General features: G+C 73.2%; 19 protein-coding genes and 1 pseudogene. 17 read left to right on the top strand and 3 right to left on the bottom strand.

Annotated features, from left to right (window positions below; genetic code table 11):
- Window positions 1-3: 3 nt before the first annotated feature.
- The 11 genes from ACZ3KP_RS09325 to ACZ3KP_RS09275 all read left to right on the top strand — a co-directional run bounded on the left by ACZ3KP_RS09325 (window position 4) and on the right by ACZ3KP_RS09275 (window position 13,497).
- Complete coding sequence (locus ACZ3KP_RS09325; protein ID WP_467497757.1) at window positions 4-849, top strand: cupin domain-containing protein; 846 nt, start codon at window positions 4-6, stop codon at window positions 847-849.
- A complete protein-coding gene (locus ACZ3KP_RS09320; RefSeq protein ID WP_358984121.1) occupies window positions 846-2,129 on the top strand; it encodes a beta-ketoacyl-[acyl-carrier-protein] synthase family protein in 1,284 nt (427 codons plus the stop codon). The genes ACZ3KP_RS09325 and ACZ3KP_RS09320 overlap by 4 nt, the downstream gene beginning before the upstream one ends.
- 5 nt (window positions 2,130-2,134) lie before the next feature.
- Entirely contained in the window at window positions 2,135-3,439 is a 1,305-nt protein-coding gene (locus tag ACZ3KP_RS09315) for a beta-ketoacyl synthase N-terminal-like domain-containing protein (RefSeq protein WP_467497755.1), read from the top strand.
- Window positions 3,436-4,548, top strand: a complete 1,113-nt coding sequence (locus tag ACZ3KP_RS09310; protein WP_358984127.1) for a Glu/Leu/Phe/Val family dehydrogenase — start codon at window positions 3,436-3,438, stop codon at window positions 4,546-4,548. Before ACZ3KP_RS09315 ends, ACZ3KP_RS09310 begins: the two co-directional genes overlap by 4 nt.
- A gap of 29 nt (window positions 4,549-4,577) precedes the next feature.
- Window positions 4,578-5,099: an anthrone oxygenase family protein gene (locus ACZ3KP_RS09305; RefSeq protein ID WP_467497753.1), complete on the top strand. Its 522-nt coding sequence runs from the start codon at window positions 4,578-4,580 to the stop codon at window positions 5,097-5,099.
- A gap of 42 nt (window positions 5,100-5,141) precedes the next feature.
- Complete coding sequence (locus ACZ3KP_RS09300; RefSeq protein ID WP_467497751.1) at window positions 5,142-6,515, top strand: UDP-glucose dehydrogenase family protein; 1,374 nt, start codon at window positions 5,142-5,144, stop codon at window positions 6,513-6,515.
- Window positions 6,516-6,605: 90 nt separating this feature from the next.
- Window positions 6,606-7,895, top strand: a complete 1,290-nt coding sequence (locus tag ACZ3KP_RS09295; RefSeq protein WP_467497749.1) for a cytochrome ubiquinol oxidase subunit I — start codon at window positions 6,606-6,608, stop codon at window positions 7,893-7,895.
- Window positions 7,896-7,919: 24 nt separating this feature from the next.
- Window positions 7,920-8,933 (top strand): cytochrome d ubiquinol oxidase subunit II, encoded by a 1,014-nt coding sequence (locus tag ACZ3KP_RS09290; protein ID WP_358984136.1) that lies wholly within the window; start codon window positions 7,920-7,922, stop codon window positions 8,931-8,933.
- A gap of 40 nt (window positions 8,934-8,973) precedes the next feature.
- The gene (gene cydD, locus ACZ3KP_RS09285) at window positions 8,974-10,665 is read left to right on the top strand and encodes a thiol reductant ABC exporter subunit CydD (RefSeq protein ID WP_467497747.1); all 1,692 of its coding nucleotides are present in this window, start codon (window positions 8,974-8,976) and stop codon (window positions 10,663-10,665) included.
- Between the two features lie 324 nt (window positions 10,666-10,989).
- A complete protein-coding gene (cydC, locus tag ACZ3KP_RS09280; protein ID WP_467497745.1) occupies window positions 10,990-12,771 on the top strand; it encodes a thiol reductant ABC exporter subunit CydC in 1,782 nt (593 codons plus the stop codon).
- Between the two features lie 90 nt (window positions 12,772-12,861).
- Window positions 12,862-13,497: a hypothetical protein gene (locus ACZ3KP_RS09275; RefSeq protein WP_467497743.1), complete on the top strand. Its 636-nt coding sequence runs from the start codon at window positions 12,862-12,864 to the stop codon at window positions 13,495-13,497.
- A gap of 116 nt (window positions 13,498-13,613) precedes the next feature.
- On the opposite strand, the gene ACZ3KP_RS09270 is transcribed toward ACZ3KP_RS09275, so the two are convergent.
- The gene (locus ACZ3KP_RS09270; protein WP_358984147.1) at window positions 13,614-13,943 is read right to left on the bottom strand and encodes a PadR family transcriptional regulator; all 330 of its coding nucleotides are present in this window, start codon (window positions 13,941-13,943) and stop codon (window positions 13,614-13,616) included.
- A gap of 308 nt (window positions 13,944-14,251) precedes the next feature.
- Here ACZ3KP_RS09270 and ACZ3KP_RS09265 point away from each other — a divergent pair, with 308 nt between their 5' ends.
- The 5 genes from ACZ3KP_RS09265 to ACZ3KP_RS09245 all read left to right on the top strand — a co-directional run bounded on the left by ACZ3KP_RS09265 (window position 14,252) and on the right by ACZ3KP_RS09245 (window position 20,135).
- A complete protein-coding gene (locus ACZ3KP_RS09265; protein ID WP_467497740.1) occupies window positions 14,252-15,124 on the top strand; it encodes a sensor histidine kinase in 873 nt (290 codons plus the stop codon).
- Window positions 15,125-15,202: 78 nt separating this feature from the next.
- Window positions 15,203-15,952, top strand: a complete 750-nt coding sequence (locus ACZ3KP_RS09260) for a response regulator (protein WP_467497738.1) — start codon at window positions 15,203-15,205, stop codon at window positions 15,950-15,952.
- A gap of 87 nt (window positions 15,953-16,039) precedes the next feature.
- Entirely contained in the window at window positions 16,040-18,160 is a 2,121-nt protein-coding gene (locus ACZ3KP_RS09255) for an MMPL family transporter (protein ID WP_467497736.1), read from the top strand.
- Between the two features lie 74 nt (window positions 18,161-18,234).
- Window positions 18,235-19,440, top strand: a complete 1,206-nt coding sequence (locus ACZ3KP_RS09250; protein WP_467497734.1) for a sensor histidine kinase — start codon at window positions 18,235-18,237, stop codon at window positions 19,438-19,440.
- Complete coding sequence (locus tag ACZ3KP_RS09245) at window positions 19,437-20,135, top strand: response regulator transcription factor (protein ID WP_132888652.1); 699 nt, start codon at window positions 19,437-19,439, stop codon at window positions 20,133-20,135. The genes ACZ3KP_RS09250 and ACZ3KP_RS09245 overlap by 4 nt, the downstream gene beginning before the upstream one ends.
- Window positions 20,136-20,289: 154 nt before the next feature.
- Here the strand turns inward: ACZ3KP_RS09245 and ACZ3KP_RS09240 are convergent, their stop codons facing one another.
- A complete protein-coding gene (locus tag ACZ3KP_RS09240; RefSeq protein WP_467497732.1) occupies window positions 20,290-21,600 on the bottom strand; it encodes a M14 family zinc carboxypeptidase in 1,311 nt (436 codons plus the stop codon).
- Between the two features lie 282 nt (window positions 21,601-21,882).
- Here ACZ3KP_RS09240 and ACZ3KP_RS09235 point away from each other — a divergent pair.
- A pseudogene (locus ACZ3KP_RS09235) lies at window positions 21,883-24,071 on the top strand (DEAD/DEAH box helicase).
- Between the two features lie 26 nt (window positions 24,072-24,097).
- On the opposite strand, the gene ACZ3KP_RS09230 reads toward ACZ3KP_RS09235, so the two are convergent.
- On the bottom strand, window positions 24,098-25,099 hold the full coding sequence (locus ACZ3KP_RS09230) for a LacI family DNA-binding transcriptional regulator (protein WP_467497730.1): 1,002 nt from the start codon (window positions 25,097-25,099) through the stop codon (window positions 24,098-24,100).
- Between the last annotated feature and the right edge of the window lie 38 nt (window positions 25,100-25,137).

Here is a 25,137-nt window from a genome sequence, read left to right as displayed (position 1 = left end):
AGCATGCCCGGACACACGGACAACGAGATCGTCGTCGACGCACCCCTCGACTTCGTCTGGGAGATCACCAACGACGTCCGGAACTGGCCGAACCTGTTCACCGAGTACTCCGCCGTGGAAGTGCTGGAGTCCGGACCCGACTCGGTCACCTTCCGGCTGACGATGCACCCGGACGAGGACGGGAACGTCTGGTCGTGGGTGTCGCGCCGCGAGACGGACCGCGCCACCCGCACGGTGCGGTCCCAGCGGATCGAGACTGGCTTCTTCGAGTACATGCACCTGCGCTGGACCTACGAGCCGGTCGACGACGCCCGGACCCGGATGCGCTGGCAGCAGGACTTCACGATGAAGCCGCAGGCACCTGTGGACGACACGGCGATGCAGGAGCGTCTGAACCGCAACACCGCCATCCAGATGAAGGCCGTCAAGCACGCTCTGGAGGCGCGCCGTTCCCGCGTCGTCGGCGTCGGCGACGTGCCGGCCAACCGCAGGCGTGGCGCGGACCTGCGCACCCAGCTGTCGCCCGGCACCGTCGGCACGACCTGCGGGTTCTCCGGGACCGTGCGGCTGGAGCCCGGCGAGGTGATCACCGAGCACTACCACCCGTACTCGGAGGAGTTCATCCACGTGGTGGAGGGGCGGCTCAGGGTCGACCTGGGCGAGGAGCGCCGGACGGTCGATGCCGACCAGGCGGTGTTCGTGCCCAGGAACGCCCGGCACCGCATCGTCAACGAGTCGGACGCCGCGGTCCGCGTGGTGTTCTTCCTCGGCCCGCTGGCGCCCAGGCCCGACCTCGGGCACGTCGACACCGAGACCCTGGCCGAGTGGCAGGCGGGGGCCGCGGTATGACCGGCAACGGCGCCCGCCGCCCGCGCAGGGTCGTCGTCACCGGCATCGGCGCCGTGGCGCCCGGCGGCAGTACCCGCGAGGACTTCTGGGCCAGGATCGTCAGCGGGAAGCCGGCGACCCGCCGGGTGACGTTCTTCGACGCCTCGGAGTACCGCTCCCAGGTCGCGGCCGAGGCCGACTTCGACCCGGTCGTGGCGGGCCTGACCCCGCAGGAGATCCGGCGCAACGACCGCTACGGGCAGTTCGCCCTCGTGGCCGGGTCCGAGGCGGTGTCCGACGCCGGCCTGGACACCGGTGCCTGGAACGGCGAGCGCGCCGGAGTGCTCCTCGGCAGCGCCGTCGGCGCCACCATGCGGCTGGAGGACGAGTACGTCGTCCTCAGCGACCACGGCCGCCGGTGGGAGGTCGACGGGCGGTACGCGATGCCGTTCATGTACTCGGTCTTCGTGCCCTCCGCCGTCGCCACCGAAGTGGCCATCAGGCACGGCGCCCACGGCCCGTCGGCGGTCGTGTCGACGGGCTGCACCTCGGGCATCGACGCCATCGGCCTCGCCGCCCAGCAGATCGAGGAGGGCACCGTCGACGTGATGCTCTGCGGCGGCAGCGAATCGCCCATCTCTCCCATCTCGTACGCCTGTTTCGACGCCATCCGGGCCACCAGCCCGCGCAACGACGACCCCGAGGGCGCTTCCCGGCCCTTCGACGCCGACCGGCAGGGATTCGTCATGGGAGAGGGCTGCGCGGTGCTCGTCCTGGAGGAGCTGGAGCACGCCAGGCGGCGCGGGGCCCACGTCTACTGCGAGGTCACCGGCTACGCGAGCCACGCCAACGCCTACCACATGACCGGCCTGCACCCCGACGGAGTGGAGATGAGCCGGTCCATCGACGAGGCGATGGCCCAGGCCGGGCTGAACCCCGAGGACATCGGGTACATCAACGCGCACGGCTCGGGCACCAAGCAGAACGACCGGCACGAGACCGGGGCGTTCAAGCGCAGCCTGAACGGAGCGGCGTACCGCATCCCCATCAGCTCCATCAAGTCGATGATCGGGCACTCCCTCGGGGCCATCGGCGCCCTGGAGATGGCCGCGTGCGCGCTGGTGATCGACCGGGACGCCATCCCGCCGACCGCGAACCTCACCACGCGGGATCCCGAGTGCGATCTCGACTACACCCCGCTGACCGCACGCGAGGCGCACGTCGACCACGTCCTGTCCGTCGGCAGCGGCTTCGGCGGGTTCCAGTCCGCGATGGTCTTCTCCCGTCTGAAGGAGCTGTGACGCCCATGCCAGCGACGACCGAAGCCCGCCGCCGGGCGGTGATCACAGGCATCGGAGTGGTGGCGCCGACGGGCCTCGGCGTCGCCGAGCACTGGAAGACCACACTCGCGGGCCAGTGCCGGATCTCGCCGTTCACCCGCTACCCGGACACCTCGCCGATCCGGCTGGCCGGCCAGGTCGAGGACTTCGACCCGGCCGAGCACATCAGCAACAAGTTCCTCGTGCAGACCGACCGCTGGACCTGGTTCGCCCTCGCCGCGGCCGACTACGCCCTCGGCGACTCGGGGCTCGACCCGGCCGCACTGGACCCGTTCGACGTGTCCGTGGTGACCGCGAGCGCCTCCGGCGGCAACGAGTTCGGGCAGCGGGAGATCGAGGCCCTGTGGTCCCGGCACCCGTCCGCGGTCAGCGCCTACCAGTCCATCGCGTGGTTCTACGCGGCCAGCACCGGGCAGATCTCCATCCGCCACGGCCTCAAGGGCAGCTGCGGCGTCCTCGTCGCGGACAGCGCCGGGGGCCTCGACGTCCTGGCGCAGGCCCGCCGGAACATCGAGCGCGGCGGAGTCGCGGTCGTGGCCGGCGGCACCGAGGCCCCGCTCACGCCGTACGCGCTGGTCTGCCAGAACGACCTCGGCCGTTTCAGCCGGGCGTCCGAACCGGCCGCGGGCTACCGGCCGTTCGACGCCGCGGCGGCGGGTTACGTCCCCGGGGAGGGCGGCGCCGTGCTGGTCGTCGAGGAACTGGCGGCGGCCCGGGCCCGGTCCGCCTCCGTCTACGCGGAGGTGCTGGGGCACGCGGCCACGCACGACGCGTACCACCCCTACGATCCCGCACCGGACGGGCGGCAGCTCGCCCGGGCGATGTCCGAGGCGATCGGCCGATCGGGACTGACTCCCGAGGACGTCGACGTGGTCTTCGCGGACGCCGCGGGCGTCGCCGACGCCGACGCCGCCGAGGTGCGCGCCCTGCGCACGGTCTTCGGGGACCGGGCGCGGGAGGTCCTCGTCACCGCGCCGAAGTCCATGGTCGGACGGCTCTACTCGGGCGGCCCACCGCTGGACGTGGCCTGGGCCTGCCTCGCCCTCACCCACGGGGTCGTACCGCCCACCGTGCACCTCGACCCGGCGTCGGCCGGACACGGCCTGAACTTCGTGGTGGAGCCGGTGCGTCCGGCCCGGCTGCGCACGGCACTCGTGGTGGCCCGCGGCGTCGGGGGCTTCAACAGCGCGCTGGTCCTCGCCGCACCCGGCACCGCCGGGGAGCCGTCGTCCGTGCCCACCGAGGAACGACGAGGAGGAGTGTCCCGATGACCGACGTCATCACCGCACCCCTGCCGGAACTCGACGCCGACGGCGTGTTCGCCCGGCGCAGCGGTCACGAGCAGGTGGTGTTCTGCCAGGACGAGACCAGCGGTCTGCGGGCCATCATCGCCGTGTACTCGACGGCGCTCGGCCCGGCTCTGGGCGGCACCCGGTTCTACCCCTACCGCGACGAGACGGCCGCGCTCACCGACGTACTGCGGCTGTCCCGGGCGATGGCCTACAAGAGCGCCGTCGCCGGACTGGATCTGGGCGGTGGCAAGGCCGTCATCATCGGAGACCCCCAGCGCGTCAAGACGGAGGCGCTGCTGCGCGCCTACGGCAGGTTCGTGCAGGCCCTCGGCGGACGGTACGTGACCGCGTGCGACATCGGCACCACCGAACGGGACATGGACGTCGTGGCCCGCGAGTCGCGGTACGTCACCGGGCGCAGCCGGGAGGCGGGCGGGGCCGGCGACTCCTCCGAGCTGACCGCGTACGGGGTGCTGCAGGCGATGCTGGCCGCCGCCGAACACACCTGGGGCGAGGCGGACCTGACCGGACGGCGGATCGGCGTCGAGGGCGTGGGCAAGGTGGGCCGGCGCCTGGTCGGCCGGCTCGTCGAGGCCGGCGCCTCGGTGCTGGTCGCGGACCCCGACCGCGCCGCCGTGGCCGCCGTGCTCGCCCGACACCCGCAGGTGACCGCGGTGGCCGACGAGCACGCGCTGCGCCGCGCAGATATCGACCTCTACGCCCCCTGCGCGCTGGGCGGATGCCTCGACGAGTCCACCGTGTCGGAGCTGCGCGCCGAGATCGTCTGCGGCGGGGCCAACAACCAGCTCGCCACCGAACGGGTGCAGAAGCTCCTTTCCGACCGCCGGATCCTGTACGTCCCCGATTACGTGGCCAACGCCGGCGGCCTGATCCAGGTGGCCGACGAGATCGACGGCTTCGCGTTCGCCCGGGCGAAGGCGCGGGCGGCCCGGATCTTCGACACCACCCGCGCGGTCCTCGGCCGGGCGGTCGCCGACGGCATCCCGCCGGCGACCGCCGCCGACCGGCTGGCGCAGCAGCGCATGTCCGAGATCGCCGCCCTGCGGTCGATCCACCTCTCCGCCTGACACCGACGCGAAGCCGAGAGGAGACGAAGATGTGGAGCTCACTGCTGACGTTCCTGGGCCTGCTGGGCACCGGAATCCAGGCGGGCGCACTGCTCATGGTCCTGTACGGGGTGTGCCCGACGTTCCGGCAGCTCCCCGTGCCGGAGTGGATGTCGCTGCACGTCTCGCTGGACCGCAGCATCGAGCGGTACATGCCCGCCGTCAACCTCACGACGGGCGGGGCGACCCTGCTGCTGCTGTTCACCGCGCAGGACCCGGCCGCGCGCCTGCTGCGCGGTCTCGCGCTGGCCTGCAACATCGCGCTGGCGCTGATGTCCGAACTGGTCAACGTCCGCATCAACAAGGCGATCGCGCACCAGGTGGCCGCAGCGGCACCGGCCGCACCGGCCGCCGCCGGCGGTCTGCTCACCGTCCCGCCGCCCGACGAGGCGGAGGAACGGCGGCTCGTCGCGGTCCGCGAGCGCTGGATCCACTGGCACCAGTGGCGAACCCTCGACATCGTCCTCGGCTTCGCCCTGCTGGTGACGGCCCTGCTGACGGTGTCCGGCTGAGTCCGTGCCCCGCCCCGCACACACCCGAGAATTGGAGTACGCGTGAGGATCACCGTCATCGGATGCGGCTACCTGGGCGCCACCCACGCGGCCTGCATGGCCGACCTCGGGCACGAGGTGCTCGGCGTGGACGTCGACCTGGAGAAGACGGCCGCGCTCGCGGAGGGACGGCCGCCCTTCTTCGAACCCGGCCTCGCGCGGATCCTGGCGCGCGGTGTCGCCGACGGCCGGCTGCGGTTCACCGACTCCTACGCCGAGGCGGCCGAGTTCGGGGAGCTGCACTTCCTGGCCGTCGGTACCCCGCAGCGGTCCGACGGACGGGCCGACCTGCGGCAGTTGACCTCGGCGGTGGGCGAACTCGCCCCCCATCTGCGGCGCCCCTGCGTGGTGGTGGGGAAGTCGACGGTTCCGGTCGGCACCGCCGAGGCGCTGACCGGCATGCTCCGGCGGCTGGCACCGGTGGGCGCGGACGCCTCGCTCGCCTGGAGCCCGGAGTTCCTGCGCGAGGGCCACGCCGTCGAGGACACGTTGCGCCCCGACCGCCTGGTCATCGGACGGGCCGAGGGCGACACCCGTTCCGCCGGGGCCCTGCGCGAGGTGTACCGTGCGCTCGTCCTCGCCGGGGTGCCGACCGTGGAGACCGACCTGGCCACCGCGGAACTCATCAAGACCGCGGCCAACTCCTTCCTCGCCACGAAGATCTCCTTCATCAACGCCATGGCGGAGGTCTGCGAGGCCGTCGGCGCGGACGTGTGGCAACTCGCGGACGCCCTGGCCCACGACTCCCGCATCGGCGGGCAGTTCCTGCAGCCCGGCCTCGGGTTCGGCGGGGGATGCCTGCCCAAGGACATCCGCGGCTTCGCCGCTCGTGCCGAGGAGGTCGGGGCCGGCCGGGCGCTGGCCTTCCTGCGCGAGGTGGACGGCATCAACGTCCGGCGGCGCGAGCGCCTGGTCGAGCTCACGGTGCGGGCCTGCGGCGGGACTCTGGACGGCCGCAGGGTCGGCGTGTGGGGCGCGGCCTTCAAACCGGGCACGGACGACATCCGGGACTCGCCCGCCCTCGCGGTCGCCGCGGCCCTGCGCGAGCGCGGCGCCGAGGTCGTCGTGTACGACCCGCGGGCCCTGGACAACGCGCGCAAGACCTTCCCCGGCCTGGAGTACGCGGAGTCGGCGACCGCCGCGGCCGAGGGGACGGACGCGCTCCTGCACCTCACCGAATGGCGGGAGTTCGGCACGGTCGACCCCGCCCCGCTGGCCGCGCGGGTCCGGTCGGCGCGGCTCGTGGACGGCAGGCCCGGCCTGGACCTGGACCGCTGGCGCGGCGCGGGCTGGACCTGCGACGTGCTCGGCCGCGGCGAGACCCGTCCGGGGACGGCCGCACCGGGCCTGGACGGGAAGACGGAAATTGACGTGTAGGAACGCTATATGTACCGTCGCTACTGATCGATCGCACCTGTCGCCCGTCGTCATCACGGGCGTGCGCCCTCGCACCGGGAGAGGAAGGCAATGGGGGCTCTTGGACTCGCGCGGCTGGAATTCGCGCTCACGGTGGTCTTCCACTACCTGCTCGTCGCCCTGACACTCGGCCTGGTCCTGCTCGTCGCCATCACCTACACCCGCTGGGTGCGCACCGGGGACCCGGTCTTCGAGCGCATGACCCGCTTCTGGGGACTGCTGTACGTGATCAACTACGCGGTCGGCATCGGCGCGGGTCTCGCGATGGAGTTCCAGCTGGGCATGAACTGGTCCGGGCTGGAGGACGCGGCGTCCGGTGTGTTCGGCGCCCCGCTGGCGGTGGAGACGGTGGTCGCCTTCTTCGCCGAGTCGACCTTCCTCGCCCTGTGGATCTTCGGCAGGCACCGGCTGCCGAAGAAGACCCATCTCACCCTGCTCTGGCTGGTCGTGGCCGCCGCCTACATGTCGGCCGTCTGGGCGCTGATCGCCAACGGTTTCCTGCACCACCCCGTCGGCTACCGCAAGCACGGCTCGGAACTGGAACTCACCAGCCCCGTCGCCCTGATCACCAACTCCAACGCCTGGATAGCGATCGGCCACATAGTCGGCGCCGCCGTGCTGACCGGCGGCTTCTTCATGCTCGGCGTCACCGCCTACCTTCAGCGGCGCGGGCGCGCCGACCGCGAGTTCCTGCGCAGGTCGTTCCGCACCGGAGCCCACGCGGCCTGCTGGGGCGCCGTCGTCACGGCCGGCCTCGGTGCGCTCCAGCTGGAGCTGGTCACCAAGAAGCAGCCGGTCAAGTTCGCCGCGTTCATCGACTCCCAGGAGAAACTCAGCGCCTACGCGGCCCAGTTGCGCAAGCAGTTCGGGCAGGTCGACATGCCGCCGGCCACGCTGGTGCGGTACGCGGCGCTGACCATGATGGTGATCGGCCTGCTCGCCCTCATCGTCGGCGTCTGGTCCCTGATCGCCGTCCGCAAGGACCGGATCCTGTCCTCCCGTGTGCTGACGTGGCTGCTCCTCCCGATGACGGCCCTGCCCTTCGTGGCCAACATCGCCGGCTGGGTCTTCCGCGAGGTCGGCCGGCAGCCGTACACGGTCTACGGACTGCTCAGCACCGAGGAAGCACTGACGCCTTCACTCACCGTCGGCCAACTCACCTTCTCCCTGGCCGTGTTCGTCACCGTGGTGGCCGTACTGCTGGTCCTCGACTGGTTCCTGCTGGCCCGGGTCGCCCGGCGCGGACCGACCGAGGACACCGGTCTGTGGACCGGCAGCATGGCGGACGACCTGCCGTCCGATCCGCAGGACGACGACCGCGACGTCGCCGTACTGGTCTGAGTACCGAAAGAGGAGAGACCGTCCATGGGATACGCCACGCTGTGGCTGTGCGCCTTCGGCGTGCTGTTCACCGGTTACCTCGTGCTCGCCGGCATCGACTACGGAGTCGGACTCGTGCTGCCGTACGTGGCGCGCGAGGACGCCGAACGCAGGCTCGCACTCAACGCGCTGGGCCCGTTCTTCCTCAGCAACGAGGTGTGGCTGCTGGTCGCCGTCGGCACGATGATCGGCACGCTGCCGGGTCTGGAGTCCCGCCTGTTGACCGGCGCCTACCCGCTGGTGGTCGTCGCGGTGGTGGGGGTGGTCGTGGTGAACGTCTCCGTGCAGCTGCGCAGCCGGAGCGCCGGGGCGAGGACGCGCGCCTTCTGGGACGCGCTGGTCCTCGGCGGTGCCGCGGCCGCGGCCTTCGGCTGGGGCGCGCTGCTGGCCGCGCTCGCCGGCGGCGTCGACCTGGACGCCGCCGGTTCCGTGACGGGCGTGGCGGGCTCCGTGACGCCGCTCTCCCTGCTCGGCGGCGTGACCGCGGTGGCGTTGTTCGCCGTGCACGGGGCCGCGTTCCTCACCGCGCGCGCCTACGGCGCGGTGGCGGAGCGGGCCCGGCGCGCGGTGCCGGCCCTGGCCGCCGCGGCCGGTCTGCTGCTGCTCGCCACCCTGGTGACCGGGATGTCCGGCGGCCTTCCCGACGGGGCCTTCCGGCATCCCGTGTTCGCGGTCGTGGCGCTGCTGGGTGTGACGGCCAAGCTGGCGGTGGTGGTCTGGCGCACGCCCCGCTCCGCCTGGCAGGCGTTCGCCGCTTCCGCGACGGCGGTGGCCCTGGCTCCGGTCGCGGTCGTCGCGGGCAAGTACCCGGCACTGATCACCGCGCGGGAGTCCGGTCACCGTCCCCCGGCGGTCGAGGAGCTCGCGGGCTCCAGCACGTCCCTGGCGCTGATCACCTGGACCGCGGGTCCGGTACTGCTCCTGGTCGTCGCCGTCCAGGCCTACGCGTGGTGGATCTTCCGGGGCCGGGTCGACCACCGCTCCCCGGTCTTCTACTGAGCCGAAGCCGCAGACGCACCACACCCGGAGGAAACCGGACATGAGCAGCGGAGGAGGAGGTCGCGGCGGCCCGTTCGACATGCGGCGCGTTCGACGGGTGCCGGTGCTGCGCCGGTTCCTGGTGCTGCGCACCGCGAGCGCCGTGGCCGGTGCCGCGCTCACGGTCGCCCAGGTGCTGGTCGTCGCCCGCGCGGTCACCGGCGGGTCCGTGAGCCGGGCCCTGCTGGTGACCGCGGGGGCGGTCCTGGCCGGCCGCTGCGCGCTCGCCTGCTGGGACCGGTGGTCGGCCGAGACCGCCGCCGCCCGCTGGAAACGGCGGTTGCGGCTCGACGCCGACCGGGCCGTACGCGAGGCGGGCGTGCGCGGCGAGGCGTCGGCGGGCTCGCTGACCACCCTGCTCACCCAGGGCGTCGACTCGGTCGACGGCTATGTCACCGGACCGCTCGCGGCGCTGCCGGACGCGGTGGTGAGCCCCCTGGTGATCCTCGCCGCGCTCTTCGTCCTCGACTGGCCCTCGGCGCTGGTCGTCCTGGTGACCCTCCCCTTCGTACCGGCGCTGCTCGCGCTCGTCGGCCTGTACACCCAGGCCCGCGCCCGGCACCGGCTGCGGGCCATGCTGCGGCTGGGCAGTCAGTTCACCGAGGCGGTCGCCGGGCTCGTGACGCTTCGCCTGCTCGGCCGGCAGGACCGCACCGCCGTACGGGTGCGCACGGCCGCCGAGGAGCACGGGCGGATCACCATGAGGGTGCTCCGGCTCGCCTTCCTGTCGTCGTTCGTGCTGGAGACCCTCACCTCGCTGTCGGTGGCCCTGATCGCGGTCCCGGTCGGCTTCCGGCTGCTGGACGGCGCCATGAGCCTCGCGTCCGCCCTCGCCGTCCTGCTCCTGACCCCCGAGGCGTACCGGGCGCTGCGCGTCCTCGGCACCCAGTTCCACGCCGCCCAGGACACGCACGCCGTCCTCGACGAACTCGACGGGCTGACGCGCGGCGCCCCGGCACCGGCGCGGGCACCCGCGCGCACCCGCCCCCGGCTGCCCGCACCCGACCCCGCCGACGGGACGCTCGTCCTGCACGACCTGGCGGTGGGATACGACACCCCCGTCCTCACCGGGGTCCGCATGGAGCTGCCGCCCCGCCGCAGGTACGTCCTGACCGGTCCGAGCGGCGCCGGGAAGAGCACCCTGCTGCGTACCGTGGCGGGAGTGCTGCCGCCGCTCGCCGGGCACATCCGCTCGGGAGCCGTCGACCTCGGTGACCTCGACCAGGACCGCTGGACGCGGCGGATGGCGATGGTGCCGCAACGCCCTCACCTCTTCCACGGCACGGTCGCCGACAACCTGCGCCTGGCACGGCCCGACGCCGCGCGGGACCGCATGTGGTACGCCCTCGAACAGGCCGGAGCCGCGGACTTCGTGCGCCGGCTGCCGGACGGCCTGGACGCGCCGGTGGGAGAACGCGGCGCCCGGCTGTCCGCGGGGGAGCGGCAGCGGCTCGCCCTGGCGCGCGCGCTGCTGCGCGAGCCCTCGCTCCTGCTGCTGGACGAGCCGACCGCACGCCTGGACGGCGAGTCCGAGGAACGTGTGCTCGGCGCTCTGGGGCGGCTGGCGGGTTCCGTCACCCTCCTCGTCGTCACCCACCGGCCCGCGGTGGCCGAGACCGCCGACGCACTGATCGAGGTCGGCGGCGGCCGGGCCGTCCTGACCGGATCCACGTCCCGGACGGCGACCCCATGACCACGGCCCCCGCACCGCCCCTCGCCACGCCCCCGTCCGAGGAGCCCCGCGAGGCCGCCGCCGTGCCGGGCGCCGGGCGGGGAGTTCTGTTGGTAGGGCTGGCGGTGACGGCTGCGTCCGCGGTCGTTCACGCAGCCGCCGTGTCCCGGAGGGCGGCGTCATGACCACAACCCATGGAACGCGCCCCGCCACGCCCCCGTCCGAGGAGCCCCGCGAGGCCGCCGCCGTGCCGGGCGCCGGGCGGGGAGTTCTGTTGGTAGGGCTGGCGGTGACGGCCGTGTTCGCGGTCGTTCACGCAGCCGCCGTGTCCCGGAGGGCGGCGTCATGACCACGGCCCATGGAACGCGCCCCGCCGCGTACCCGTCCGAGGAACTCCGCGAGGCCGCCGCCGTGCCGGGCGCCGGGCGGGGAGGGCTGTTCGTGCGGCTGGCGCTGGCGGCCGGGGCCGCGGTCGCCTACGAGGCCTCCGTCGTCGCTCTGACCGCCACGGCCACCTGGCTGCTGTGCCGGGCGGCGGGGCGGCCGCCGCTGGGTGTCCTGGCCGTCGCGGTGGTGCTGGTCCGGGCGCTCGCCATCGGCCGGGGCGCCTTCCGCTACGCGGAACGGCTGGCCGGGCACGACGCGGTGCTGGCACTCATGGCCCGGCTGCGCGGCCGCTTCTTCGAGCGTCTGGTGCCGCTGGCCCCCGGCAGGCTGCCCGGATACCGGACGGGCGACCTGCTGGCACGGCTCGCCTCCGACGTGGACGCGGTGCAGGAACTGCTGCTGCGGGTGGCGCTGCCGGCCGTCGCGGTGCTGTCGGTGGGGACCGCGGGCACGGTGTGGGCGACGGTCCTGCTGCCGGCCGCCGGTCCGGTGCTGGCGGCGGGCCTCGTGCTGACGGGCCTGGTGCTGCCGGCCGCGGCCGCCCTCGTCATGCACCGCACCGACGTCGCGCTCGCCGCCGCCCGTGCCGACCTGGCGGCCCGCACGGTGGACCTCGTCGAAGGGCTGGAGGACCTCCTGCTGAACGGCGGCCAGGAGACCGCCCAGCGCTGGGGGCGGACCGCCGCCGACGCCGTCGAGGCGCTCGAACGCGGCAGAGCCAGGTGGCTGGCGTTCCTGACCGCGGCCGGTCTTCTCGTCCAGCTGACGACCTGCGCGGCGGTCGGCTGGACGGCGTGGCACGGCGGACTGGACCGGGTCATGGCCACCGTGCTGGTCCTCACCAGCCTGACCCTGCTGGAGGAGACGCTGCAGCTGCGCGCGGCGGGGGAACGCCTCGGCACCCTGACCGGCGCGGTCCGCAGGGTGGGTGAGGTGCTGCGGCTGCGGGTCGCCGACGAGCCCGCACAGCCGGTCCCCGCGCCCACGCCTCCGGTGTCGCTCACGCTGACCGACGTGAGCGTCACCTATCCCGCAGCGGCGGCTCCCGCGCTGTCCGGGGTGACCCTCTCGCTGCCGGCCGGAGCACGCGTGGCGCTGGTCGGCCCCAGCGGATCGGGCAAGAGCACCGTGCTCGCACTCGCCCTGCGGCTGCTGCGGGCCGACCGGGGCCGGGTCGCCCTCGGCGGGGTGGACATCGGCGAACTCGACGGCGCGGCACTGCGGCCCGGACTCGTGGGCGGCCTGGTCCAGGAGGCAGCCCTGTTCACCGGCTCCGTCCGGGCCAATCTGCTGCTCGCCGACCCGCACGCCACGGACGAGCGGCTGATGCGGGTGCTCGCGCGCGTGGGCGCCGCGGAGTGGGTGCGCCGGCTGCCCGACGGGCTGGACACCTGGATCGGCCGGCGCGGCGACCGGCTGTCGGGAGGCGAGCGCCAGCGTCTGCTGCTCGCGCTCGCGCTGCTGTCGGATCCGGCCGTCCTCGTGCTCGACGAACCGACCGAGTCCCTGGACCGCGCGACCGCGGACGCGGTGCTCGCCGACACGCTGGCGGCGACCGCGGACCGTGCCGGCCGGACGGTGCTGCTGGTCAGCCATCGCCTGCACGGACTCGAGGAGTTCGACGAGATCGTCGTGCTGGAAGGCGGCAGGATCACCCAGCGCGGCCCGCACGCTCGCCTCGTGGCCGAACCGGGCCACTACCGGGACCGGTGGCGCGCCGAGACGATGAAGGGCTTTTGAGCGCTCAGCGCGGCTGGGTAAGCTGAGGCAGATGGCGCAACGGAGGACGGGGACCTGGTCCCGCATACGCGCCGGGGGGCGGTGGGACTGGTGGGGCACGGTGACCGGACCTGGACGATCGACGTCTATCTGGCCCAGCTCGACGGCCGGTTGCGCGGACCGCGCGCATGGCGGCGGCGGGTGCTCGACGAGATACGTGACGGCCTGCTCTGCGAGGTCGAGGGCGGCTGCTCCGAGCCGGAGGCCGTCAGCCGCTGGGGCCCGGTCGGTCTGGTGGCGGCCCAGCTCAACGAGTGCGGGCGGATAGCGCGCTGCCGCCGGATGGCCCGGATGGTCCTGCGCGGGGTGCCCTTCCTCGCCGTGGGCTGGTTCCTGGCGGTCGTACTCAGTCCCGACCCCTGGGCCGGGGAACCCGGATTGATCCGCTGGGTCGCCCCCGCCCTCTTCGCCTCGGTGGCGGCGACCGTGGCGGGTTCCGTCTGGCTGCTGCGCCGGGCGCCGAGCGCGCGACGGCCGATGGACGGGGTGGCCGGCGTCGCGACGGGTGTGGTCCTGGCCGTGCTGTGCCTGTGCGTTCTGCTGGTCTACCGGCTCGACGCCTCGCACGGACACATGTATTGGCCCGCGGTCTGCTTTTCCGGAACAATGACCGCCGGATTGCTGATCGGCGTTTTCTCCGAGGCTCGTCGGCTAATGACGGAGAAGCGGACTCCGATCAAAGGTTGACGTCGGCGCATTGCCGGATGACGGCCAGGTTACAACTGACCGCTCGTCAACAATTGGTCGAGCGCGAATCGGAAGACGTCTTCTAGGGAAAGCGGAGCCGGTAAACCGCCGGTAACTCAGGCCGGTTCGTCGCTCAGTACGACCGACCGCACGGTCGCGATGATCTCCCGCCAATTGGCCCGCGTCTCGCGCAGGGCCCGCTCGCCCGCCGGTGTGATCTCGTAGACCCGGCGGCGGCGCCCGGCCGAACTGTCCCAGCTGCTGCTGATCAGATCCGCGTTCTCGAGGCGGTGCAGGGCCGGATAGACGGTGCCGGACGGCAGGTTCACCGTGCCGTTACTGCGTTCGCGCAGTGCGGTGATGATGGCGTACCCGTGCATCGGGGCCCCGTTGAGAACGGCGAGCAGCATGCCGTCCAGGCTGCCCTTCAACTCCTCCGCTCTCATGTGAAGGGATCCTACACGTCAGCAGATGTGCTGTCCATGTCCGAAATGGCGAACCGGACCGCAGGAGGTTAATTCTTCCCCGCCGTTCGGAGGAGGTTTTGGATCCATCGGCGGATAGCGAACGCCAGTTCTTGAAAGTACACTGACGTCTGGAAATGTTGTGATCATTAATCACTGCGGGGGTTTCCTTGGAAACAGTGATCTCCATTCCGCTTTTCCAGCTGGTTCCGTTGCTCTTACTGTCCCTGGCGCTCGGACTCGTCGCCGGGTGCCTGGCCGACCATCTCCCGCGACGCCACCGATTCGTCGTGACGCTCTTCGGCGCCGTATGCACCGCGACCGTGCCGCTGCTCATGCTGCTGCTCGCCGGACACCGGTCCGCCGGCGCGTACGCCGTCGCCACCGGCATGGTCTGCCTGCCCGGCACCGTGGGCTTCGTGGCCGTCCTGCGCCGGCGGCCGGACCGGCCGAACCCGGTCACCCTGCCCGTGCCCGCCCCGGCGCCGGACCGGGCGCACCTCCACGGCCGCCCGCCCGGCCACGCGGAACTGGCGAGCCGGCTGCACGACACCGTGGGGCAGGGCCTGACCGCCATCGCCATGCAGGCCCGCACCGCCCAGGAGGACGACCACCGTCTGCGGGTGATCGGCGAGACCGCCGCCCACACGATGGTGGAGCTGCGCAAGGCCATGGGACAGCTCCGCGGCGAGGACAGCAGACCCGGTCCGGCCGACGAGTGCCTCGTCGACGTCGTGAACCGGCTGCGCCGGACCGGCCTGGCCGTCGTGTTCCGCAGCCGCGGCACGGACGAGCACCTGCCGGCGGCACTGCGGGCCGTCGTCGTGCGGGTCGCCCGTGAGTCGCTGACCAACGCCCTGAAGTACGCCCCGGGCTCGACCGTGCTGGTGGAGTTCCGCGTCGACCGCTCGGTCCGGCTCCGCGTGTGGTCGTACGGCCGTACGCACCTCCCGTTCGGCCGGGACCGCCACGTCGGGGGACCCGGAGCCGACCCGGCGCCGTGGTCCGGGGGGCAGGGCAGCCGCTCGATGCAGCGCCTCGTCGCGGAGCACGGCGGCTGGCTGACGACCGGTGCCGACGAACGCGGCTTCACCGTGCTGGTCCACCTCCCGCTCGCCCACAGCGTCGCCGTCCCCAAGGCACCGGCGCCGACGACAGGCTGACCGTCGTCTGCTCACCGGCCGTCCGTCATCCCCTCCCGACCTCACTCCGATCCCTCCCCACATGACGGGACTGCAGTCGTGGAACAGATCGATGTACTGATAGTCGATGATCATCCCCTAGTGCGTGACGGCATTCGCATGGCCATATCCGACCAGCCGGACATCAATGTCATCGGGGAGGCGGACAGCGGCCTCCACGCCGTGTACACGGTGCGCAGGACGAAGCCGGACGTGGTGCTGATGGACGTGTCGATGCCGCCCGGCATCAGCGGCATCGAGGCCAGCCGGATGCTGCTGCTCGACCCGGCCGTCGTGGACACCCGGATCGTGATCCTCAGCGTGCACGTGGACGACGACACGCTCTTCGAAGCGCTGCGCTGCGGAGTGAGCGGCTTCCTCCTCAAGGACTCGCCGCCCGAGCGGATCCTCGAGGGCATCCGCACGGTGGCGCGCGGCGGGTCCGTCCTGTCACCCGGGCTCATCGCCACCGTCATAGCCGAGTTCGCTCGCAGGCCGACGGTCACCCGCTCCCAGGAGGACGGGCTGGACCGCCTCACCTCCCGGGAGTTCGACGTTTTCAAGCTCCTGGTGTGCGGCTATCACAACGAGGAGATCGCCAAGCTCCTCGTGGTCGCCGAGAGCACGGTCAAGTCACACGTCCAGCGGCTCTACGAGAAGTTCGGCGTGCGCGACCGGGTGCAGCTGGTGATCTACGCCTATGAGCACGGCCTGATCAGCCTGGGGCAGTCCGCGTGGCAGAAGCAGCGGACCGACCACGGCCTCGACGCCGCCGGGCGGGCCCCCGCCGGCGTACTCCCGCGGGAGTAACCGGTCGTCGCTGCGCCCTCGGGAGTAAGGGCGTTTTACGCCGCCGGCGCGATGCCCCGGCGCAGGCAGAACGGGAGTCTGGGTGCCATGGACACGTTGCGAACCGGACCGCGGCTGCGGCTGCGGAAGCCGACCGACACCCGGCGTCCCGGGCATTCCCGCTCACACCTCTGGATCCCCTGGGCCGTGATCGGCCTGTGGGTGGCGCTGGTGGCACTGGCCGTGCCGTTCGCCGGAAAGCTGGGCGGGGCGACCACCGACCAGCAGGTCGACTACCTGCCGGCCAGCGCCCAGTCGACCCAGGTGGCCCGGATCCTGGACGCCATGCCCGGCGGCGGAACCACCGACCTGGTGCTGGTCTACCAGCGGGCCGGCGGCCTGACCGCGGCCGACCGGACCGTGGCCCAGGACCGGGCCGCCGCCCTGGACCGGCACCTGGACCTCGTCGGCCCGGCGCCCCGGACGATCATGGGCAAGGACGGCCGCACCCTGATGATCCCGGTGTCGGTCGCCCAGAGCGCCGGCGACAGCAAGCACGTGGTCGCCGACATCCGCACCCAGGTGGCGCAGGACCGGCACGACGGCCTCACCGTCAAGGTGGGCGGCTCGGGCGCGCTCGCCGCCGACATGGACAACACCTACGGTTCGATCGACGGCCTGCTGCTCGTCGTCACGGTCGCCGTGGTGGCCGTCCTGCTGATCGCCACCTACCGCAGTCCGCTGCTGTGGCTCCTGCCCCTGGTGTGCACCGGGGTGGCGGCCGTCGCCGCGATGGCGGTGGCCTATCTGCTGACCCGGCTGTCCGGACTGACCGTCAACACGATGAGCAGCGCCGTCATGACCGTACTGGTCTTCGGTGCGGGAACCGACTACGCACTGCTGCTCATCGCCCGCTACCGCGAGGAACTGCACACCACCGAGCACACCTACCAGGCCATGCTGAACGCCTTGCGGCGCACCGGTCCGGCGGTGGCGACCTCGGCGGGAACCGTGGTCGCCGGCCTGACCGTGCTGCTGCTGGCCGACATGAACAGCACCCGCGCCATCGGCCCGACCGGCGCGGTCGGGGTGCTCTGCGCGCTCGCCGCCATGACCACGCTGCTGCCCGCGGTGCTGGTGCTGCTCGGACGGCGGATGTTCTGGCCACTGGTCCCGGCCTACGGCACCCGGCCGGCCGCCCGGCACGGCATGTACCACCGCATCGGCGCGCTGGTCACCCGGCGACGCGTGGTGACCCTGGTGACCGGACTCGTGGTGCTGGGCGCGCTCGCGCTCGGCACGCTGAACCTCTCCGGCCGGCTGCGCCAGGAGGACGCCTTCACCCAGCGGCCCGAGTCGGTGACCGCCATGCAGGAACTGGCCGCCGCGTTCCCCGGACAGAGCAGCCAGCCGATCACGGTCCTCGCCCACACGCCGGACGCCCGGTCGGTGGCCGCCGAGGCACGGAGCACCCCGGGAGTGACCGAGGTGACGACCGGCCGCAGCGCGCGCGGCTGGACGGAACTCGGCGTCACCGCGGCCGGTCAGCCGGAGAGCCCGGCGGAGACCGCGACCATCGAGCGGCTGCGCACCACCCTGGGCGACCGGGCCCTGGTGGGCGGCGAGAGCGCGCAGCGCATCGACACCGACGACACCACCGGACGCGACCAGACCGTGGTGATCCCGCTGGTGCTGGCCGCCGTCTTCCTGCTGCTGGCCCTGCTGCTGCGCAGCCTGGTGGCCCCCCTGGTGCTGCTGGGCGCGGTGGTGGTGGTCTGGGTGGCCGCGCTGGGCCTGGGCGGACTGGTCTTCGGACCGCTCTTCGGCTTCGTCGGCAACGACCCCTCCCTGCCGCAGCTCAGCTTCGTCTTCCTCGTCGCGCTCGGCGTCGACTACGGCATCTTCCTGCTCCACCGGATGCGTGAGGAACGCGCGGTGCTGCCGGCCCTCACCGCCACCGGTGGTGTCATCGCCTCGGCGGGCGTGGTGCTGGCCGCCACCTTCAGCGTGCTGACCGTGCTGCCGCTCGTGTCGATGGTGGAGCTGGGCTTCGTGATCGCGGTGGGCGTCCTGCTGGACACGTTCCTCGTCCGGTCGTTCCTGGTACCGGCCGCCGCCCTGCTGCTGGGCCGCCGCCTGTGGTGGCCGGGCAGGGAGTCCGCCCCGGCTCCGGCGGCGTCGGAGCAGCCCGCGGAGCCGGCGGAACGGGAACATGAGACGAGGCGGTGACCGTGGCCTCGGCTTCGGCACCGGTCGGTCGGACGAGGCGGGCGCCGGCAGGCCCCGGGAAAGGGAGGCGTGACGTGTTGTCGGCCACCGCGCGCACATGGCGTCTGCCGCCCCTCACCAGGTCGGAGATCCTGGTCCCGCTCGCGGTACTGGTGGTGCAGTCGGTGCTGGCCGTCGTCCTGGACGAGTCCAACGGCGCCCGGCCGGACGCCGTCGGCCTCGTGCTCCTGACGGCCGGCGCCGTGCTCCTGGCCGGACGGCGGCGCGCCCCCATGGCCACGGCGCTGGCGGTCGTCGCCGTGCTGGCCGTCTACCACACGGCCGACTACAACCACCTCGCCGCGGTACCGGCCAGCCTGGTGGCGCTGTACGCACTGGCCCTGTCCGGCCCTCAATGGCGGACGTACACGACCGTCACCGCGGCCATCGGGCTCATGATGGGCATCATGCTGGCGAAGGACGACTCCAACACCGCCTGGGACATCCTGCGCAACGGGGGCTGGATCCTGGCGGTCGTGGTGATCGGGGACGCGGTGCGCATCCACCGCCAGTACGTCGCCGCCATCGTCCAGCGGGCGGAGCGCGCCGAGCGGACCCGTGAGGAAGAGGCCGCCCGGCGGGTGGCGGAGGAACGCATGCGCATCGCGCGCGACCTCCATGACCTGCTCGCCCACAGCATCACGCTGATCGGCGTGCAGGCGTCGGTCGCCGCGCACGTGCTGGTCGAGGACCCCGAACTCCTGGACGGAAAGGGCCTGGCGAAGACATTGCAGACGATCTCCGACACCTGCCGGGAGGCCCGCGCGGAACTGCGCACTACTCTGCGGGTGCTGCGTGGCGACGAGTTGGACGGCGAGCGCGAGCCGGTACCGGGCCTGGACGGGCTGCCCGCCCTGGCCCGGGCGGCGGAGGCGGCCGGCGCGCTGGTCGGCCTCGACTACACCACTGCGCCGCAGGTGCCGGCGCCCGTCGGGGTGGCCGCCTACCGGATCGTGCAGGAGGCGCTGACCAACGCCGTGCGGCACGCGCCCGGCTGCCGGGTCCGGGTGCGGCTGACCGCCGACGCCCGGCGGCTGCGGGTGACCGTGGAGGACGACGGGCCCCGCCCCGGGCAGGTGTCCGCCGACACCAGCGGCACCACAGGGTACGGACTGGTGGGCATGCGGGAACGGGCCCGCAGCGTCGCCGGCACCCTGACGGCCGGCCCCGGTCCGCACGGACGCGGCTTCGCGGTCGAGGCCGAACTGCCCTTCAACCAGGGTCTGGAGAACGGCGGATGACCGACGACGCGCCGATCCGCGTGCTGCTCGCCGACGACCAGGCCCTGGTGCGCGGCGCGTTCGCGCTGCTCATCGGGTCGGCCCCCGACATGGAGGTGGTCGGCGAGGCCGCCACCGGCCGCGAGGCGTACGAACTGGCGCGCAGCGCACGCGCGGACGTGGTCGTCATGGACATCCGCATGCCCGAGACGGACGGCATCGAGGGGACCCGGCTGATCGCCGCCGACGAGGACATGGCGGGCGTCCGGGTCCTGGTGCTCACCACCTACGACACCGACGAGCACATCATGGCGGCGCTGCGGGCCGGGGCCAGCGGGTTCATGGTCAAGGACACCCTCCCGGCCGACCTGCTGCGGGGCGTGCGCACGGTGGCGGCCGGTGACGCGCTGCTCTCCCCGGGGCCCACCGCCCGTGTCATCGGCCGCATCCTGCGTCTGCCCCAGGCGGCCCCGCCACCGGACGGCCGCCTCGACGCGGAACGCCTCGCCGCCCTGTCCCCCCGTGAGCGCGAGGTCCTCACCCTGGTGGCCCGGGGCCTGAACAACACGGAGATCGCCCAGGCCCTGTACCTGAGCCCGCTCACCGCGAAGACGCACGTCAGCCGCATCATGAGCCGCCTGGGCGCCCGAGACCGGGCCCAACTGGTCATCATCGGCTACGAAACCGGCCTCGTCGTCCCCGGCACCCGGACCTGACCACGGCTACCGCACCACCCGCCGCCGCCCCCGGGCCGGGCGCGGGTGGTGCGGTCCCGGATGCGGCGGCCGCCCCGCCGGGCGAAGCCGGCGGTCCGCTCGGCCCGGGCCCCGTCCGGCCGCCCTCCACTCGGCGTCGCACCGGGCAGGGGAATCACTCCAGGGTCGTCAGTGCGCTCTCCGCGGCTGCCACGACCGTGCGCGCCTGGAGTTCCGCCTGCCGGCGCACCGGCACCCAGCGCAGACGCAGGGACTCTTCGAAGTCCGCGCACCATGCGGTGGACAGTTCGGCGAGGTCGCGGTGGAGCGCGCCGGCCGCGGGGTCGTCCGCCGCCTCCAGCAGCCGTGCCAACAGGCCTGCGGCGCGCAGTGGCTGGCGGCGGGCCACGATGTCGAGTGCGCAGACCTGGGCCGTCGTCAACCGGCGTGGATCGTCGGGGCGGGTCGCGTCGGCCGCCTGCCGGGCCAGCGGTTCCCAGGACTCGGCGACCAGGTCGTAGAGGCCGTCGGCCATCCACTCCAGCACCCGCCGGGACGGATCCTCCCGCGCCGTCGGCAGGAACCCGCGCGCCTTGTCGAGCACGGCCGTCACCTGCTGTCCGCCGTCCCGTACCAGCACGGCCAGCTCGCGCAGTGCGCGGGCGGCGTCCGGGTGCGGGGACGGGTCACCGGCCAACTCGGTCACCCACATGGGCACTTCGACGATGGCCGTGGCGCCCCCGTACCGCTGAGGTGCGCACCAGGTGGACAGCCCGATCTTCTCGGACCCGGCGGCCAGTCGGCCGGTGCTGTCCGGCGGTGGCAGGACGTAGATCCCGGGGGCCGGGTTCTCCCAGTACAGGGCGTCGAACGTACCGCGCTGGACGGGGACGCCGAGTTCCGCGGCGGCCGTCATGAACGGTACGGCGAGTCCGGGGAGGTCGCGGGTCGACTGGACCCAGCTGCCGCCCGCCTCGACGCCGTGCAGGGAGCACTGGATGAACGGCCGCAGCTCGTCGATCACCCGGAACAGCGCCTGGCTCTCGGGAAGTCGCCGGCCTTCGAGTGGCGCCCACTCGGGCTGTTCCGCCGCGACCGGACGGTAGGCGGCGCGGAAGTAGTCGTCCAGCGTGTGACGGGGCCCGGCCGTCGCCTCCTCGATGCCCCGGCTCAGTGCGGCGCCGTCCGGGTCCAGGCACAGAACGATGTCCCAGGTGACCACGGCGGGGTCGGTCGCGGGGGACGACCGGTCGCCGTGCGCCACCTGCTCCGCCAGGGAGATCGCGGTCGCACCGCCGACCGGTTCGTCGGGGTGCGGCCGGGCGACCACCAGGACGTGGCGCGGCCCGTGTCCCACGGACAGCATCGGGATGGGGCGGCCCTCGCGGGACGTTCCGATCCGGCGCAGGCGGGCGGCTCCGGCAGCTCGGGAGACCAGTCGCCGCGCAGCGTCCTCGACTTCGGCGACCGTGGGACAACGGTCCATCGTCCGCGTCCGGATCGGATCAGGAGCCGCCGTTGCCGACTGTCCGTGCCGGGTGCGCTCTGCCAGCGTTCGTTCCACGCGTGAAATTTGTCAATGTCCGGTACCTGTAGGGAAGTGGGGGATGAAGAGAACGGCGCGAAGATGACGGTGCCGGCGATGCGGCGGCCTCGCACACCGCGGACGGGGACGAGTGACCGTTCCCGCTGTCGGGCCCCGGTGTCCGCCGCGGCCCGACGTGGGCGGGTGGGAGGATGCGGGGAGGGCGAGTGAGGGGCGGGGCACGTGGGGCGGGGCGAGCGGGAGGCGGTCGCGAGGGGGACGCGGCTGTGCGAGGCGGCCCGGAACGTGGTCGCGGACCACGACGGGCCGTGGCGGCGGCACGGGCCGCACTGGCCCCGATCCACGACGCCGCGGTACGACGGGAACTCGACGCCATCCCGGTCACCCGGCTGCAGGACGTCACCGAAGGGCGGCTGCGGCTGGGCGGCGTGGAGCAGAGCGGGCTGCGCACGGTGGGTGACGTGCTCGACGCGGGCCCCTACCGGCTGCGGCAGATCCCCGGGGTGGGGCAGCGCACCGTCGACCAGATGCTCGCCGCGGCCCGCAGGCTCCGCGACGCCGTGCACGAGACCGTGGCCGTCCACCTCGACGTGGACCGGCCGGACCCCGGCACCACCGCGCTCGTCAGGGCTCTGCACGTGCTGGTGGAGGCGGGGCCGGAGGCACGGCGCGCCGTCGACCGGGCGGCCGCCCTGGCCGAGCGGCTGGGCCCGCTGCAGGCCGCCGCGGGGCCCGCCGCCGGCCGGTTCCGGATGCTCCTGGCCGGCCGGGAGAAGAAGGCGCGGGCAGTGGCGGCGGTGACGGAGCTGCGCTCGCTGCTGGACGAGGCGGAGCGGGCGGACCTGCCCGGACTGTTCGCCCAGGCCTCGGTCGACCTGCTCCGCGGCCCGTCGTCCGACCTCGCCGCCTGGACGGACTTCGAACTCCGCTCGGCCGACTACTACAGCCTGCTCGCCGAGATCTCCGGACGGGCCCCCGACACGGCGGCCGCCGAGGGCTTCCTGCCGGACGAGATCGCCGAGCGGGTACGGACCCAGCACCTCGACGACACGCACCGACGGGTTTCCCTGCGCGGCTACCAGGCCTTCGGCGCACGGTTCGCCCTCGCGCAGCGCAAGGTCGTCCTCGGCGACGAGATGGGCCTGGGGAAGACCATCCAGGCGATCGCCGTGCTGGCCCACCTGGCCGCCGAGGGGCAGAGTCACTTCGTGGTGGTGTGCCCGGCGAGCGTCCTCGTCAACTGGACCCGGGAGATCGAGGCCCGCAGCGCCCTGCGTGTCCTGCTGCTGCACGGCCCCGACCGGCACGACGCGTTCGCCGACTGGAAGGGCCGTGGCGGGGTCGCGGTGACCACGTTCGACGCCCTGCGCGGATTTCCCGCACCGGGCGGCGGCGAGGTCGGTCTGTTCGTGGTCGACGAGGCGCACACCGTCAAGAACCCGAGGGCCAAGCGGTCCCAGGCGGTGGCCCGGTGGGCCGAACGCTGCGAGCGCGCCCTGTTCATGACCGGAACCCCGATGGAGAACCGGGTCGCGGAGTTCCGCAACCTGGTCGGGATGCTCGACGACGGCATCGCGAAAGCCCTGGCGGACGGGGACGCCCTGGCCGGCTCGGTCGCCTTCCGCAAGGCCGTCGCCCCCGTCTACCTGCGGCGCAACCAGCAGGACGTGCTCACCGAACTCCCGAGCCTGCAGCGGACCGACGAGTGGGAGGAGCTGAGCGCCTCGGACGAGGAGGCGTACCGCGAGGCCGTGCGCTCCGGGAACTTCATGGCGATGCGCAGGGCCGGATACGCGCGCCCGGAGGGGTCGGCCAAGCTGGAGCGGCTCCGGGAGATCGTCGAGGAGGCCGCCGAGAACGGGCAGAAGACCGTGGTCTTCTCCTACTTCAAGGACGTGCTGCAGGTGGTCCGGGACGCACTCGCCGACGCACCCCCCGACGCACTCGCCGACGACGCGGTCTTCGGTCCCCTCACCGGCGCCGTGCCCGCCGCGCGGCGGCAGCGGACCGTCGACGACTACGCCGCCGCCCCGGGCCCCGCCGTGCTCCTCGCGCAGATCCAGGCGGCCGGCGTCGGCCTCAACCTGCAGGCCGCCTCCGTGGTCGTCATCTGCGAACCCCAGCTCAAGCCCACCGTCGAGCACCAGGCGGTGGCCAGGGCCCACCGCATGGGCCAGGTCAGACCGGTCCGCGTGCACCGGCTGCTCGCCACCGGGGGAGTGGACGAACGCCTGGTGCGGATGCTGGAGCGGAAGACCCGCCTGTTCGACGCCTACGCCCGCCGCAGCGCGGTCGCCGAGGCCACCCCGGACGCGGTCGACGTGTCGGACGCCGACCTGGCCCGCCGGATCGTCGAGGAGGAACAGGCCCGCCTGGGTGTGCCGGCCGCGGGCGCCACCGCGTCCGAGTGAAACCCGGGGGACGGTGGTCCGTGCCGCTACCCCGACCCGCGGAGCCGCAGCTCGGCCCCCACGGCCAGTTCGTCCGCCGGCAGGGGGACGCTCCCGGTCAGCAGCCTCGCCGCCTGTTCGACCGCGAGCGCCCCGAGGCCGCGGATGTCCAGGGCCACCGTGGTCAGCGGGGGTTCCACCAGCGCGCCCAGCCGCAGACCGTCGAAGCCGATCACCGCGAGGTCCCCGGGGACCTCGCGGCCCATGCGGCGGGCGGCGCGCAACGCCCCGAAGGCGATGATGTCGTTGAAGACGAACACGCCGGTCAGGTCGGGGTGCTCCGCGAGGAGTTCCTGGAGCGCCCGCTCCCCGCCCTCCGCGCTCTGGTCGGCGCGGGCCACCGAACCGGCGTCCAGCCCGCACGCGGTCATCGCGGCGTCGAACCACGCGTGCCGGACGCTCGGTTCGGACCGTTCCATGTGGTCCAGCATGCCGATGCGCCGGTGGCCCGCCCCGGTGAGGTGCCGGATCGCCGCGTGGACGCCCGCCTCCCCGTCGATCCGGATCGAGCTGAACCGTTCGCCGCGGTGCGCGCGGTCGATGAGGACGACGGGCAGCCCCCGGGCCAGCCGGGCGATCTCCTCCTCCGGCAGACTCAGATAGCCCACGACCGCGTCCACCTGCGAGGCGATCACCTCCAGCGTGCCCCGCTCCTCCTCGACGCGGTCACCGGTGTCGTACACGACGACGTGCCAGCCGCGGCCCCGGGCCGCGTCCAGCGCGGCGGCGGCGACCTCGGTGAAGAACGGGTTGAGCAGGTCCGGGATCACCAGGCCGACGCTGACCGTGTCCTGCCGCACCAGCCCCCGGGCGAACCTGCTCGGCCGGTACCCCAGCGCGAGGGCCGCGTCGAGGACGCGCTGCTTGGTGGAGACGCCGATCTCGCCCTTGTCGTTGAGCGCCCGTGACACGGTCTGCCGGGACACCCCCGCGGCCTCGGCCACATCGTCGATCGTCACCCTGCGCGGGCCGGTCCCCGACGACGCCATCACTCACCTCCACGAGACTGCCGACACGCCCGCGTCGC

It is taken from the genome of Streptomyces sp. NPDC020958 (genome assembly GCF_055562175.1).
This window is presented reverse-complemented; position numbering and strand designations above follow the sequence as displayed.